Source organism: Ensifer sp. 1H6, assembly GCF_001976035.1.
GTDB classification, from domain to species: domain Bacteria; phylum Pseudomonadota; class Alphaproteobacteria; order Rhizobiales; family Rhizobiaceae; genus Ensifer; species Ensifer canadensis.
In genome coordinates this window covers 1-14,087 of the sequence record NZ_MOAI01000030.1, presented here as the reverse complement: position 1 = coordinate 14,087, position 14,087 = coordinate 1, and the positions used below count along the sequence as shown (strand labels likewise).

Below are 14,087 nucleotides of genomic sequence, written 5' to 3'. Positions count from 1 at the left end.
ATGAGCCGCGAGAAGAAGAATGCCGCCGAAGAACATGCCGTCGAGTGGTACTCGGAGGTGCCGCGATCGATCAAGCTGCACAGCATGGTCGGCCTCGCGTTGATCGTCGCTTCATTCGGCGGCTTCGGCTACTGGGCCTTCGCAGCCCCTCTGGCAGCGGCAATTATCGCCCAGGGCAGTTTCGTCGCCAACGGCAACAACAAGATCATTCAGCACCTCGAAGGCGGCATCATCGAGCAGATGCTGGTGGCCGAAGGCGACAAGGTCAAGACCGGCGATATCCTGGTCAAGCTCGACCAGACGCCGTCGCGCGCCAACGAGCGCGCCCTCAACCTCAAACGCCTGCGTCTCGAGGCGGTGGTCGCACGGCTGCGTGCCGAAGCCATGGGCAGCGATACATTCAAGATCCCCGACATCGTCAAGAACGAGGCCAGCGATCCGGATATCCACGCGATCATCGAGAGCCAGAACGTCAATTTTCACAGCAAGAAGATCAAGCTCGACGACCAGCTGAACCTCATCGACCAGAACATCAGGTCGCTGGAGTTCCGAGCCCAGGGCTACCAGCGCCAGCAGGAATCGTTCAACAAGCAGCTGGATATCCTCAACGAGGAGCGGGACGCCAAGAGCAAGCTTGTCCAAGGTGGACTGACCAAGAAATCCGAACTGATGGCGCTCGACCGCGCCGCGGCCGATGCGATGGGCGAGATCGGCAGGCTCGACGCCGAGGTCAAGGAGAGCCTGTCGCAGATCGACCGCTATCGCCAGGAGGCGGTCATTGCCGTCAACGCCAACAAGCAGGCGGCGCTCGATGGGCTTGAGGCCGCAGAAGCCGATCTCGATGGCGTGCGCGAGCAGTTGCGCGAGGCAAGCGAAGTTCTCGGCCGCGCCACCATCCGTTCGCCCGTCGACGGCACAGTGGTGCGCAGCTATTTCCATACCGCCGGAGGGGTGATCGCGACCGGCAAGCCGATCATGGAAATCCTGCCGGCCAATGTGCCGCTGATCATCGAAGCGCAGGTGCTGCGAACCTCGATCGATCAGTTGCGGGTGGGCGAGGATGCGACCATCCGTCTCTCGGCGCTCAACCGCCGCACGACTCCGGTGCTGAGCGGCAAGGTCTTCTACGTCTCGGCGGACTCGGTTGAAGAAGTGAGCGGCGGCCAGCAGCGCGATGTCTATATCGTCCGCGTCGAGGTTCCCGTCAGCGAGATCCACCGCATCCACGGCTTCCATCCGGTGCCGGGCATGCCGGCGGAAGTGTTGATCACGACGTCGGAGCGCACGTTCTTCGAGTATCTGACAAAGCCGATCACCGACAGCATGTCACGCGCCTTCAAGGAAACCTGAGGCGAAGTACGGGGGGTGGGGATGACGAAGGGGCTAAGCAGAATGGGGCGGCAGCTTTCGCTGTTTCACCAGCAATCTGCCAACGCCTTGAAGGCTCGGTCATTTCCGTCAAAATGGTTTGCGCCGGCAATGGCAGCGCGTCATCGATGGCGCACAGAGGAGACGTTCGATGGCAGCGATACACGAGGTGCTTCTGCTTGTCGGCCGCCTCAACTATGTCTGGACCAATACCGAAAGCCTGCTGATCTATATCATCGCCCACCTGTTGAATGTCGACAAGGAGCGGGCGATCGTGGTCTTTCTGACCTTGAACACGACGCGCGCCCGCATCGATCTGACCGAGCGCCTGGCCAAGCTGCCGGTCACGCCGGTCGACACGCGCGACAGCGTTCTTTCGATCATGGACCGGCTGAAACAGCAGTCGAAGATGCGCAACAAATACAATCACTGCATCTATTCCTTCGACGAGCAGGGCGAGATCTCCAGTACACAGCTGATGCGCCTGGTCGAGGGCGACAAGGACATTCGCTACGGCAAGGTCGAGCAACTGGACGCCCGGGAACTGGAGCGGCTCGAAGCCGCCATCCAGGAGATCACCGAAATCAGCAAGAGCCTCTGGGCCTTCATTCGCTCACGGCCGAACTTCGACGAGCGTTCGATCTAGACGAGATTGCCACAGCCGGCAGGCGACATCCTGCATTCGGATAATATCCTTGGTATATAATGGCTAAATATTGACTATAAGCTAAAGTTGTTTCGAAGAAATTCTGGCTTGAAATACGCTAAACTAAAAATACTTCTCAGTTGCGTAAGAGGGCGTTATGAAAATAGATATTATTGATACTTTAGAATATTTTGAGAAAGTTCGCGAAGATTGGGATCTGATCTACCTAGAAGACCCGGAAGCTCATCTATTTCTTTCCTGGGAGTGGCTGCAGAAATATCTGTCGCACCGACACCGCTGGTTCATTCTTGCCCTCAAGCAGGAAGACGATGGGCGGTATTGCGCCTTCCTGCCATTGAAAGTGTCGACCTACCAGGACGACACGACCAAGCTTTTCTGCGACGAGATCCGGATGGCCGGCAACTATGGCGCCGACTATACCGGCTTCCTGTGCCGGCCCGGCCTGGAGGATGCTGCGGCCGATACCTTTTCTGCCCACATCGGCAAGGAGAACTGGACGACCCTCACGTTCGATTATTTCTCTACGGCCTCTTCGCGGCTCGATCGTCTGCTCGGCGCCTTTCCCGAAGACCAGTTCGTCCAGACCAGCAACGAGCGCAGCAATCCCGACAATATCGACAATACGATCTGCCCCTATGTGAACCTGCCCGAAAGCTGGGAGGACTATCTCGCCACGCATATGAGCGCCCAGACGCGGCAGAAGCTGCGTCGCTTCATGCGGATGGTCGAGGCATCACCCGATTACCGCATTACCCACGCGACAAAAGACACGATCGAAAGAGACCTCGACACGCTGTTCCGGCTGTGGCGCATCAAATGGGCAGAGCGCAAAGGCAGCAAGGTCGATCGGCTAATCACGTTCACACGTGAGATGCTGCTGGACGCCTTTAACCAGGGCGCGCTCGATGTTCCCGTTCTGTGGTATCAGGACCAGCCGCTCGGCGTGCTTGCCAATCTGCTCGACCGGCAGAAGAAGACCGTCCTGTTCTACATCACCGGCCGCGACGAGACGTGGACGACCCCTTCCCCGGGGCTTCTGCTGCACGGCTTTGCCATTCGCAATGCGATCGCCTGGGGATATCGGGTCTACGATTTCCTGCGCGGCAACGAAGCCTACAAATATTCCTTCGGGGTTGAAGAGCGCCGCATTCGCAGCATGCGTGTCAAAACGCGATCAGGCCGCAATCTGCGCAACTGCCTCAACCCGCGCAGCATCGAACATGTCTACGAGCGCGCGGTGGAACTGCACAGCCAGGGGCGACTGGACAAGGCGGAACCCGGCTACCGGCAGGTCATCCACACCGTGCCGACACACACCCGGGCTCGCTACGGCCTCGCCCAGCTTTTCGACGACAAGGGCGAGCACGACGAGGCCGAATATCTTTACAGAAGCCTGCTTGCAACGATGCCGGGCGCTGGCAAGATCCAGCATCGGCTCGGCGACAGCCAGATGGCGCAAGGGCACTACGCTGAAGCGGCCGAGACCTTCGAGGCCCTGCTGGCCCGCCATCCGCTCGTAAGCCTCGTGCGCTACAAGCTCGGCGTCGCCCTCTGCGCGACGGGCCGAGGCGAAGAGGCCCTCAGCATCTTCAGCAGCTTCGAGGATATCCTTTCCGACGATCCGGATCATGTGCGCTGCAAGCTCAAGGCGCAGGAAGCCGTCATACGTCTGAAGGCAGCCCTGCAAACGCCGCAGCAGGACGAGGTTCCCGAACCGGAGCAAACGCCGGTATCGATCCCGCCGCCGCAGAGAGTGTTGGTGTCGCCGAAACGAGCGCTTGATGCATCCGTGCGCCTGCCGACCGCGCCACCCCTGCTTCAGCCGTCCCTGCCATCAGGCATATCGGCGCACCTGCAGTCGCGATCGAACAGGCCGGGCGAAACAGGTTCACGGATCAAGCATTAAATATATCGATTGCGAGGTGGCCGACCGCTCACTCGGCGGTTTCGGACCAGTCGAGCGACGTCAGCTCCTCGCGAAATGCGAAGCGGATGATGTGGCGTTCGATGACGTCCTTACATTCCGCCAGCGCCTCGGCATCCGGTGATTCCGCGACGAAAGATAGCTGATCGCCGCGCGCCGTCATGCGCGCGGTGCTCGCCCCTATCGTCGCCACAGAATCCGTCTCGGTATATTCGACCGTCGTCTTGTGGGCGAAATGCTTGGACAGCTGCTGCAGGTATTGCGACGCGCGCGCGGTGGTAATACCGCTCGTGGCTTTCAACATGTTCTTCTCCACACTGCATGGGGTCGGTGGGCAGGCCAATGAAAGAGAAAAGGCGCCATGATTGCTCCTACCGCCCTTATCGGAACCTCAAGCCTACTTCTTGCTCAGTGCTTCGGTGAGCTGATCGACGATATCCTGCTCGGACTTCAGGCCCGAACTCGTCAGGTAGAGCTTGGCGGAATCGAGATAGACGACCCGCTCGTTCTTCCAGGCCTTGGTCTGGCGCACCAGCTCGTTGTCGAGCAGCGCTGCGGCCGGCTGGCCTTCCTGGCCGATCGCCGCGTCGCGGTCGACGACGAAGATCCAGTCCGGATTGGTCTCGAGGATATATTCGTAGGAAACGGCCTGGCCATGCGTCGCGACCTGCAGCTTCGGATCAGCCGGTTCCACACCGAAGATGTCGTGGATTTCGCCGAACCGCGAACCCTTGCCATAGGCGCTGATCTTGCCGCCGGTCGTCAGCAGCACGAGGCCGGTGCCGGCACCCTTGGCAACACCCTGCAGCTTTTCGATCGAGGCGTCGAGTTTCTCCGAAGCTGCCTTGATCTCCGCTTCCTTGCCGAAGATGAGGCCGAGAATAGCGGCGTTCTTCTTGACGCTGCCGATCAGATCCTTGTCGTCGGAGGTGAGGTCGATGGTCGGCGCGAGCTTGGCAAGCTCGGCATATTTCGACTGCGAACGACCACCGACGATGATCAAATCCGGTTCGGCGGCATTGACCGCCTCGTAGTCGGGCTCGAACAGCGTGCCGATCTTCGGATAGGTGTCGGACTTGTATTTTTCGAGTGACGGCGGGATCGCAGAGCCGGGAACGCCCGCCACGGGAATGCCGAGCATGTCTAGCGTTTCCAGCATTCCGAAGTCATAAACCAGCACGGTCTTCGGATTCTTTTCGACATCCGTCGTACCGCTGCTGTGCTCGATCTTCAACGTTTCAGCGCTTGCGGCAGGCGCCAGAGCCAGGACGGCAGCGACTGCAACACTACGAAGACCATTAGAAAACAGAGATATATTCATGACTTTTTCCCTCATCTTTTCGATCGTCCTAGCGCGATTTTCCAAAGAGGGCAACAAGGCCGTTTGCCGTCCTTGCAAATGCCGTGCGCCAAACCGCGGCCCATGAACGTGTGCGAGCGCCACCAAAAATGTCCTGGACCGATCCACAGGCCAGCCTGCGCTGGCATCGGCGACGTCGAGCGAACTGCCGCAGCGGATGCGACGAAACTTGACTAGCCATGTCATATATATGAATGAAGCTCAGCTCCAATCCGGCGCTGGGCGGGGCAAGCTTTTAGCGGTGCCGGGAAAGACGCAAACAAAACCTGTCCCAAGCTGCTTGGAGGCGACGGAAGAATGAACGGCAACAAGTCGACAAAGAAGAGCCATTCACCAAAACGCCGGCGCGCCTAAAGACCGATCGATGAAACCACTTCTGATTGCCGTTCCCGTCATCTTTGTGCTTGCCGTCATCAGCGTCATGACCGGCGTCGGCAGCCTCGCTTCAGGACTTGAGAGCGATGGTCGCGGCTGGCTGTTAATCGTCGAAAGCCGGGTGCCGCGCACACTCGCACTGATGCTCGCCGGAACCGGTCTCGCCGTCGCCGGCACCATCATGCAGATGCTCGCCCGCAACCGCTTCGTCGAACCATCGACCGCAGGCACCGCCGAATCCGCCGCCCTTGGCATGCTGCTGACGATGATCTTTGCGCCCACTCTGCCGGTCGCCGCCAAGATGGGCGTCGCGGCGCTCACCGCGCTCGCCGGTACGGCGTTGTTTCTAAAAATCCTGCGCCAGATCCCGTTGCGCTCGGCGCTGATGGTGCCACTGGTCGGCATCATGCTCGGCGGCGTCATCAGCGCCGTCACCACCTTCGTTGCCTATCGCTACGACATGATGCAGTCGATGGGGGCGTGGATGTCAGGCGATTTCTCCGGCGTACTGCGCGGTCGTTACGAGTTGCTGTGGATCGCACTTGTTCTGACGTTGATCGCCTATGTCACCGCTGCCCGTTTTACCGTCATCGGCATGGGCGAGGAGATCGCCCGCAATGTCGGCCTCGACTTCAACAAGGTGGTGACGCTCGGCCTTGGCATCGTTTCGATGGTGACGGCCACGGTCGTTGCCACCGTCGGCATGGTGCCGTTCCTCGGACTGATTGTGCCGAACATCATCAGCCTCTTGGTCGGCGACAATCTCAGGCGCACCCTGCCGTTGATCGCCGCAACCGGGGCCGGGCTGGTGCTCGCCTGCGACATCGTCGGCCGCATCGTGATTGCGCCCTACGAGATCCCGGTCGGAACGGTCATGGGCGTCGTCGGCAGCGTCGTCTTCCTCTATCTGCTGCTTTCGAGGCGCGCCCATGCAGGCTGACATTAAAAGGGTTTCACCCTCCGGCATGCTGCTCGTCACAGCTATGCTCGCGCTCCTGTCGATGCTGGCCTTCATGACACTCGGTGCCAGGGGAAGCTGGGCCTTCATCCTCTCCTTCCGCGGCACCAAACTTGCGGGCATGGTTCTCGTCGCCTATGCGATCGCCGTCTCGACCATCCTGTTCCAGACGATCTCCGGCAACCGCATCCTGACGCCATCGATCATCGGCTTCGATGCGATGTATGCGCTGCTGCAGACGGTCATGGTGTTCTTCCTCGGAGCCGCCGGCGCCACCGCCGTCGACCCGCGGTTTCAGTTCATCATCGAAGCCGCGGCGATGGTCGGTTTTTCCGTACTCCTGTTCCGGGCGCTGTTTTCCGGAGGCACCCGCAGCCTGCATCTCCTGATGCTGGTCGGCATCATCCTCGGCGGGCTGTTTCGCAGCCTTTCGTCCTTCCTGCAGCGGATCCTCGATCCCAACGAATTCGTGGTGCTACAGGACCGGCTGTTTGCCAGCTTCAACACGGTCAACGCCGACCTTCTCGGCATTTCCGCCGTCGCCGTCGCAGCAGTTACCTTCGTTCTCTGGCGGCTGTTCCCAACCTTCGACGTGCTGTCACTCGGCCGCGAAAGCGCCATCGGGCTCGGTGTCGACCATCACCGCACCCTTACCATCCTGCTCGTGCTCATCGCCGTTCTCGTTTCCGTCTCCACCGCGCTTGTCGGCCCGGTGACGTTCTTCGGTCTTCTGGTCGCCAGCCTCGCCTGGCAGATCACCCCGACGGCCAGCCATCGCTTCGTGCTGCCGATTGCCGTGTGCCTGGCCATCGTCACGCTCGTCGGCGGCCAGGTGATCCTGGAGCGGCTGTTCGCTTTCAACACCGCGCTCAGCATCGTCATCGAATTTGTCGGTGGTCTTGTCTTCATCTTCCTGCTTGTTCGAGGCTCCGCCCGATGATCGAAATCCGCGACGTGACCAAATCCTATGGCAGCAATGCGGTCGTCGACCGGGTCTCGATGACCTTGCCGGCCGGCGGCCTCACTTCGATCATCGGCCCGAACGGCGCCGGCAAATCGACGCTGCTGTCGATCGTCAGCCGGCTGATACCAATGGATGAGGGACAGGTTCTGGTCGACGGGCTCGATGTCAGCAGGACCGCCGGCGACGTGCTCGCCCGGCGCCTGTCGATCATGCGCCAGGACAACCACATCACCGCGCGCCTCAGTGTGCGCGATCTCGTCGCCTTCGGCCGCTATCCCTATTCGAAGGGTCGCCTGACGGCGGTTGACGTCGAGCATATCGAGCGCTCGATCGCCTATGTTGGCCTGCACTTCCTGGAACACCGGTTCCTCGACGAGCTATCGGGCGGCCAGCGCCAGCGCGCCTTCATCGCCATGGTGCTCTGCCAGGATACCGATTACATGCTGTTCGACGAGCCGCTCAACAATCTCGACATGAAACATGCCGTCGAGACGATGAAGCTGCTGCGGCGCCTGGCCGACGATTTCGCCAAGACCGTTGTCGTCGTGCTGCACGACATCAACTTCGCCTCCGCCTATTCGGATCGCATCGTCGCCATGCGCGACGGCAAGCTCGCCTTCGAGGGCGCACCGAAGGAGATGATCGAGCCGTCGCGCCTGCAGGCGATCTTCGACGTCGACTGCCGCGTTCACGCCGTCGGCGAAACGCGGCTCGTCAACTATTTCGAATAGGCCGGTCGGCTCAATGGGAAGAGCCAGATGCGAGCGGGCGGCCTTTGCGCGCGGCATCAGCGATCTTGTCCTCATCTGTTACCGATGACAGCCGCTTCAGCCGGCGCCCCAGGCGAACGCTGACATCATCCATCACCGTGAACATCACCGGCACGAAGACGAGGCTCAGCATCGTCGATGTGATCAAGCCGCCGATCACGGCGATCGCCATCGGCGCGCGGAAGGCTGCATCCGCACCAACGCCGATCGCCGCCGGCACCATGCCGGCGACCATGGCGATCGTCGTCATGATGATCGGCCGTGCACGGGTCGTGCCCGCCGTCAGCAAGGCCGTTCGCCGGTCCGCCCCTTCCTTGCGGCAGACGATCGCATGGTCGACCAGCAGGATCGAGTTCTTGCAGACGATGCCCATCAGCATCAGGATACCGATGGTCGAGGACAGATCGAGCGCCGCCCCAAACAGGATGAGTGCCAGCGCAGCGCCGCCGATCGACAACGGCAGGGCAATCAGGATGGTGATCGGCTGCAGGAAGTCCTTGAATAGGAGCACGAGCACCGCGGTGACCATCAGGATGCCGGCAAGCAGAGCAAGCGCGAAATTGCGAAACATTTCCGACATGTATTCGGCTTCGCCGTAACTGGCCTGCGAAACCCCCGCCGGCATCTTGGTCATGGCCGGCAGGGCTGAAACTGCCTCGAATGCCGTGCCAAGCGTGATGCCGTTCAGATTGGCCTCCACCGCCATCAGGCGTTTGCGGTTGAGGCGTTCGACGCTGCCCTCCTCCGCGCCAAAGGAAATGTCAGCCACCGATGTCAGCGGCACCAGCTTGCCGGAGTTGGTGCCGACGCGCAAATTTCGCAACGTGTCGAAATCCGCCCGCGCGGTTTCGTCGAGCATCACCCGGATTGGCACCTGCCGGTTGCCGAGATTGAACCGTGCCGAATTGCTTTCGCTATCGCCCATCGTGGCAATGCGCGCGACCGTGCCGATCGACGTTACCGAGACGCCAAGCCGGGCAGCCTCGTCGAGGCGAGGCTTCACCAACAGCTCAGGCGACAGCAAGGGCTCGGTCGACTGGACGTTGACAAGGCCCGGCATCGCCCGCATCTCGTTTTCGAGCTGGCGCACGGCCTGGGTCAATGCCTCCGCGTCATCACTGGTCAGATAGATCGACAGATCCTTGGCGCCCTGGTCGGACGCAAAGGTCGCCTGGATATCCGGCGTCTCCGCAAGCAGCGGCCGCAAAGAAAGCTCGAACGCCTTGCGGCCGAGCGCACGCTCCTTGCGCGGACGAAGCTTGATCAGCAGGTCGACCCGGTTGAGGCTGTCGGCAGTCGCAAGCGCGCTGTCGACCTCCGGCCGCGCTTTGATCTTGCGCGTCAGCTCATCCGAAACACGCGCCGTTTCCTCGAGCCGCGTGCCCGGCGGCAGAGTGACCTTCAAGGTCGAGAGGTTGCTGTCGCTCCCCGGTATGAAGCCGGTCGGCAACATGGTCAGGAGCGCGATCGAACCGACGAAGATCAGGGCAACGATGGAAAGCGCCGTCTTGCGATGATCGAGCGTCCAGCCGAGCATCCGGACATAGGTATCGGCGATGCGCGAGCGCTTGACCTCATGGCCATGCCCCGCCTTCGGACGAAGCAGATAGGCCGCCATCAGCGGCGTCAGCAGGCGGGCGACCGCCAGCGAGAACAGGACAGCGATGGCGACCGTCAGGCCGAACTGCTTGAAATATTGTCCGACGGCGCCGCCGATGAAGCTGACGGGCGCAAACACCGCCACGATCGTCAGCGTCGTCGCCACGATCGCCAGCCCGATCGCATCGGCGGCATCGATCGCGGCAAGGAACGGCCGTTTGCCCATGTCCACGTGCCGCTCGATATTCTCGATCTCGACGATGGCGTCATCGACCAGAATGCCGATGACGAGCGTCAGCGCCAGCAGACTGATGCTGTTCAAGGTGAAGCCGAGCAGATCCATGACCATGAAGGTCGGCAGGATCGATAGCGGCATGGCCAGCGCCGAGATCAGTGTTGCCCGCCAATTGCGCAGGAACGCGAACACGACCACGACGGTCAGCGCCGCCCCTTCGAGCAGCGCCGTCACCGCCGCGTCGTAGCTGTCCTTGGTGTACTCGACCAGCGAGATCAACTCCTTGATCTCGACGCCGGGTGTACGCGCCTGGATTTCCACAAGCCGCGTGGCAACGCGATCGGCAACCACCGTGTCGCTCGCGCCCTTGCTGCGCGACACCGAGAAGCTGACGACCGGCTCGCCGTCGAGCCGGGCAAAATTGCGTGGTTCGGACGAGGTGTCCTCGATTTTCGCCACATCCGAAAGCTGGACCCAACGGCCGCCCGAAATCGGTATCGACAGGCGCGAAAGCTCCTCGACGGAGGTGGCGCTGCCAATCGTTCGGATCGACTGCTCGCGCCCGCCGATCTCGCCACGCCCGCTCGGGACATTGGTATTGAGCTCGCGCATCGCGGTGTTGACCTGGTCGGCCGTCACGCCAAGCGCCAGCAGGCGCTCCGGATCCAAGGAAACGCGAACTTCGCGGCTGACGCCACCGAGACGCTGAACCTTCTGGACGCCCGGAAGCGTCAGAAGCTCGCTGTTCAAGGTATCGTCCACGAACCACGACAGCTCGACCGCGGACATGTTGGGTGCGCGCACGGTGTAGTAGATGATGGCGCTGCCATCAACGTCGAGGCGCGAGACCACCGGTTCCTGGATCGACTGCGGCAGATCGGAGCGGATCTGGGCGACCGCTTCGCGCACGTCGTTGGCGGCACGGTCAGGGTCCGTGCCGATCTTGAACTCGACCGTCGTTGTCGAGACACCGTTGGTAACCGTCGAGCGAATGTGGTTGACGCCGACCAAGCCGGCGGCCACCCCCTCGACGCGCCGCGTGACCTGCGTCTCCATTTCCGCCGGCTGGGCGCTCGGCTGGGTGATTGTCACGGTGACGACGGGAAACGACACGCTCGGATTGGCGTTGACGGGCAGACGCAGGAACGAGGCGATGCCGACAAGGGTCAGAACAACGAACAGGACGAGCGTCGGTACGGGCTTTCGGATCGCCCAGGCGGATATATTGCTGGTCATTTCTGCGCGCCTGCCTGAGCGGGTTCAATGTCTTTGGTGGCAACGGCCTCACCCTCACGAAGAGAGACGCCGGCCTTGGCAACAACGCGTTCGCCGGTATTTAGCCCCGACACGATCTCCACCTTGCCGTTCTGGCGCATCCCGGCCTGGACGGTCTTGCGCTTGACCTTGCCGTCCTCGACAATGAACACTGAGGGCATTCCGTCCGGCGTGCCGTAAAGCAGCGCGGAATCGTCGACCATGATGGCCGGACGTTCCGCAACAACGATTTCCGCGCGGCCGAACGTTCCGGCATAGGGCGGCTTGTCGGTCATGAGCGCAATCTTGGCCGTGCCAAGTCGTGTCTCGCTATCGATCTTCGGATTGATCACCCGGACATGACCCTCGATCGTGTCCGTGCGTCCGGAAAGCTTGACCTTCACCTGCTGACCGACAGCAAGCAGGGGCAGCTCGCTTTCCGGTATTTCAGCGGCAAGCTCGATCTCGCCGTCACGGATCAGCCGCATCAGCGGTTCCGTTCCGGCCAATGCACCGGCGCGGGCAAGGCGCTCGGAAACGATGCCGGTGGAAGGGGCGACGATCACGGCGCGTTCGAGCTTGCGCCGCGCCTCCGCCTGGAGCGCCTGAGCCTGTGCGTCCTCGGCGCGGGCGACTTTGACCGCCTCGTGCGCGATGGCCACTGCCGAAACACGCTCTTCAAGGAAAGTCTCGGCTTTCAGGTGCCGCAGTTGGCGTGCACGGTCGAGCTTCTTTTCTTCCTGTCGAACGGTCTCTTCCTGTTGAGCAACCGCCGCACTGGTGCGGGCGACGCGCCCTTCGGCTTCCCGCAGGAGGTTTTCCAGCATCTCGGTTTCCAGTCGGGCAAGAACCTGGCCGGCGACCACTCGATCGCCGACCTCGACCTCGACCTTGGCGATCCGCTGCTCGGTCAACGTCGTGCCGACGGCGATTTCTTCGCGTGCGACGAAGATGCCGGCAAAGGACCGCATCCATTTCTGTGGCTGCCTGTCGGCCACAAGCGTCGAGACGGTGCGGGTTGCGGCTGCGACATCGGCGCCCACCGATGCGGCAGCCTCGTTGGCAAGCAGCTCGCCTGCAGTGGCAGCAAGCAGGAACGTGGCAATTGCTGCGCTCAGAACTGGGGAACGTCTCATTCTGGTTGGCTTTCGCTGACGGGAATGGATGTCGACCAATCCTCTTGAGGATCGCATCGCGTCGACAGGTCCCTGATTATCGCGTTCAGAAGGAATTATTTCTTCGATTAGTCAATCTACTAATTCCATCAGCTGAACACGTCAATAGTAAGGCGATCGCATGCAAGCATTGCCGGAACATGGCGCTCTTGGCACCAGACCGCTTCTATTGACTCTGCAAGACCCGCATCGCATATGAGATCGATCAGTCTATTAAAGAATGATGGCCACTGGGAGCAGGCACGATGCGCAAGATCGACCCGGAAAAACATGCCGCAAGGCGGCAAGTCATCCTCGACGCCGCAATCGTCTGTTTTGCCCGTAAGGGATTCCACGGCACTTCGACTGCGGAAATCTGCGCCGAGGCAGGCATGAGCCCGGGCAATCTCTTCCATTACTTTCCGACCAAACACGCCATCATCGCCGCGATCGTGGAGGTCGAACGTCAAGAAACGGCGGAGTTTTTCCGTGAACTCCATGAAGCGTCGGATCTTTTTGCCGCCCTTCTGGGTTTTATGGACGTTGTCCTGCGGCTGGCGGCCGATCCGGTCTTTTCCAGCCTGGCGCTGGAGATCGCCGCCGAGGCCACGCGCGACGAACGCATCGGCGAACTGGTGGCGGCGAATGACGCTGACCTGCGCACCGCCCTTGCCACTGTGATCAAAGCGGCGCATGAACGCGGACAGATCGATGCCGCCATCGATCCCGAGGGCGGCGCACGCTGGATTGCAGCGATCATCGACGGCATCTTCGGGCGCATCGCCGTCGATCCGGGTTTTAAGCCGCTGGAAGAGGCGCCGATGCTGCACCTGCTGCTGACGCGTTTTCTCTGTCCAACAGGCTGAGCGGTGCAAGATTTTACAGTGAGTTGATTTGTGCGGCCGCCGGTGCGTGGCCGCCGACGCCTTCAAGGCCGGGTCGCATCCTGGCTCATCAGAGCGACATCCCAGGGGGCTTCCGATTTAGACGGAACCGCGCAAACGCTCTATCTCTTTGTTTTACGCATTTCCTCACGGAAACCGCTTCGCACTTTTCCTAGAAATGCTCTATGCCGGATCCTCGCCATGTTACGGCGCCTGATGCGACCGTCAAAACCGTCAGAACCGACGCCCTCTTCCAAGACGATGCTGGTTCGAGCCTTTGCCGTTGACGCACGTGTATGCGGTTTACGCGTCTCGCATTCATTTGCCCTTGAAGGTCCGTGTTTTCCTGGACTTTGTTTTGGGCGAGTTTGGCGGTTAGCCGGTTTTGTTTTCTTTGCCCCTGAACGCCAAAAAGCCCGCGGACCTTTCGGTCTCGCGGGCTTTTTTTTTTGATTTGGTTGCGGGGGCAGGATTTGAACCTGCGGCCTTCAGGTTATGAGCCTGACGAGCTACCGGGCTGCTCCACCCCGCGCCATCTCGGTAAACCGCTATGCGGTTTATCCGGTGCGTAAACC

At 61.0% G+C, this 14,087-nt stretch carries 11 protein-coding genes and 1 tRNA gene; 7 read left to right on the top strand and 5 right to left on the bottom strand.

Going from position 1 to position 14,087, the window contains the following annotated elements; genetic code table 11:
- The 3 genes from BKP54_RS27435 (at position 1) to BKP54_RS27425 (ending at position 3,941) form a co-directional block, all read left to right on the top strand.
- Positions 1-1,350: an HlyD family type I secretion periplasmic adaptor subunit gene (locus BKP54_RS27435; protein WP_025424966.1), complete on the top strand. Its 1,350-nt coding sequence runs from the start codon at positions 1-3 to the stop codon at positions 1,348-1,350.
- Positions 1,351-1,519: 169 nt separating this feature from the next.
- On the top strand, positions 1,520-2,014 hold the full coding sequence (locus tag BKP54_RS27430) for a hypothetical protein (RefSeq protein ID WP_025424967.1): 495 nt from the start codon (positions 1,520-1,522) through the stop codon (positions 2,012-2,014).
- Positions 2,015-2,171: 157 nt separating this feature from the next.
- Positions 2,172-3,941, top strand: coding sequence for a GNAT family N-acetyltransferase (locus BKP54_RS27425; RefSeq protein ID WP_025424968.1), 1,770 nt, complete (start codon positions 2,172-2,174; stop codon positions 3,939-3,941).
- Positions 3,942-3,969: 28 nt separating this feature from the next.
- Here BKP54_RS27425 and BKP54_RS27420 read toward each other — a convergent pair whose 3' ends face one another.
- Complete coding sequence (locus tag BKP54_RS27420; protein ID WP_057221597.1) at positions 3,970-4,263, bottom strand: DUF2218 domain-containing protein; 294 nt, start codon at positions 4,261-4,263, stop codon at positions 3,970-3,972.
- Positions 4,264-4,356: 93 nt separating this feature from the next.
- Positions 4,357-5,280: a siderophore ABC transporter substrate-binding protein gene (locus tag BKP54_RS27415; RefSeq protein ID WP_025424970.1), complete on the bottom strand. Its 924-nt coding sequence runs from the start codon at positions 5,278-5,280 to the stop codon at positions 4,357-4,359.
- 403 nt (positions 5,281-5,683) lie between these two features.
- Between BKP54_RS27415 and BKP54_RS27410 the strand changes: the two genes are divergently transcribed.
- The 3 genes from BKP54_RS27410 to BKP54_RS27400 are packed head-to-tail and all read left to right on the top strand — an operon-like array spanning position 5,684 to position 8,347.
- Complete coding sequence (locus BKP54_RS27410) at positions 5,684-6,634, top strand: iron chelate uptake ABC transporter family permease subunit (protein WP_025424971.1); 951 nt, start codon at positions 5,684-5,686, stop codon at positions 6,632-6,634.
- A complete protein-coding gene (locus BKP54_RS27405) occupies positions 6,624-7,592 on the top strand; it encodes an iron chelate uptake ABC transporter family permease subunit (RefSeq protein ID WP_025424972.1) in 969 nt (322 codons plus the stop codon). The genes BKP54_RS27410 and BKP54_RS27405 overlap by 11 nt, the downstream gene beginning before the upstream one ends.
- Positions 7,589-8,347 carry an ATP-binding cassette domain-containing protein gene (locus BKP54_RS27400; RefSeq protein WP_025424973.1) on the top strand — a complete coding sequence of 253 codons (759 nt, stop codon included), beginning with the start codon at positions 7,589-7,591 and terminating at the stop codon, positions 8,345-8,347. Before BKP54_RS27405 ends, BKP54_RS27400 begins: the two co-directional genes overlap by 4 nt.
- Before the next feature lie 10 nt (positions 8,348-8,357).
- Here BKP54_RS27400 and BKP54_RS27395 read toward each other — a convergent pair whose 3' ends face one another.
- The gene (locus BKP54_RS27395) at positions 8,358-11,456 is read right to left on the bottom strand and encodes an efflux RND transporter permease subunit (protein ID WP_057225145.1); all 3,099 of its coding nucleotides are present in this window, start codon (positions 11,454-11,456) and stop codon (positions 8,358-8,360) included.
- Positions 11,453-12,610, bottom strand: coding sequence for an efflux RND transporter periplasmic adaptor subunit (locus BKP54_RS27390; RefSeq protein WP_025424975.1), 1,158 nt, complete (start codon positions 12,608-12,610; stop codon positions 11,453-11,455). The genes BKP54_RS27395 and BKP54_RS27390 overlap by 4 nt, the downstream gene beginning before the upstream one ends.
- Positions 12,611-12,894: 284 nt before the next feature.
- On the opposite strand from BKP54_RS27390, the gene BKP54_RS27385 reads away from it, so the two are divergent.
- On the top strand, positions 12,895-13,494 hold the full coding sequence (locus tag BKP54_RS27385) for a TetR/AcrR family transcriptional regulator (RefSeq protein ID WP_025424976.1): 600 nt from the start codon (positions 12,895-12,897) through the stop codon (positions 13,492-13,494).
- A 473-nt stretch (positions 13,495-13,967) separates the two neighbouring features.
- On the opposite strand, the gene BKP54_RS27380 is transcribed toward BKP54_RS27385, so the two are convergent.
- Positions 13,968-14,044, bottom strand: a tRNA-Met gene (locus tag BKP54_RS27380).
- Positions 14,045-14,087: the final 43 nt, after the last annotated feature.

Coding starts and splice junctions, on each gene's coding strand:
- BKP54_RS27435 (WP_025424966.1), top strand. CDS start 1: ATGAGCCGCGAGAAGAAGAATGCCGCCGAAGAACATGCCGTCGAGTGG.
- BKP54_RS27430 (WP_025424967.1), top strand. CDS start 1,520: ATGGCAGCGATACACGAGGTGCTTCTGCTTGTCGGCCGCCTCAACTAT.
- BKP54_RS27425 (WP_025424968.1), top strand. CDS start 2,172: ATGAAAATAGATATTATTGATACTTTAGAATATTTTGAGAAAGTTCGC.
- BKP54_RS27420 (WP_057221597.1), bottom strand. CDS start 4,263: ATGTTGAAAGCCACGAGCGGTATTACCACCGCGCGCGCGTCGCAATAC.
- BKP54_RS27415 (WP_025424970.1), bottom strand. CDS start 5,280: ATGAATATATCTCTGTTTTCTAATGGTCTTCGTAGTGTTGCAGTCGCT.
- BKP54_RS27410 (WP_025424971.1), top strand. CDS start 5,684: ATGAAACCACTTCTGATTGCCGTTCCCGTCATCTTTGTGCTTGCCGTC.
- BKP54_RS27405 (WP_025424972.1), top strand. CDS start 6,624: ATGCAGGCTGACATTAAAAGGGTTTCACCCTCCGGCATGCTGCTCGTC.
- BKP54_RS27400 (WP_025424973.1), top strand. CDS start 7,589: ATGATCGAAATCCGCGACGTGACCAAATCCTATGGCAGCAATGCGGTC.
- BKP54_RS27395 (WP_057225145.1), bottom strand. CDS start 11,456: ATGACCAGCAATATATCCGCCTGGGCGATCCGAAAGCCCGTACCGACG.
- BKP54_RS27390 (WP_025424975.1), bottom strand. CDS start 12,610: ATGAGACGTTCCCCAGTTCTGAGCGCAGCAATTGCCACGTTCCTGCTT.
- BKP54_RS27385 (WP_025424976.1), top strand. CDS start 12,895: ATGCGCAAGATCGACCCGGAAAAACATGCCGCAAGGCGGCAAGTCATC.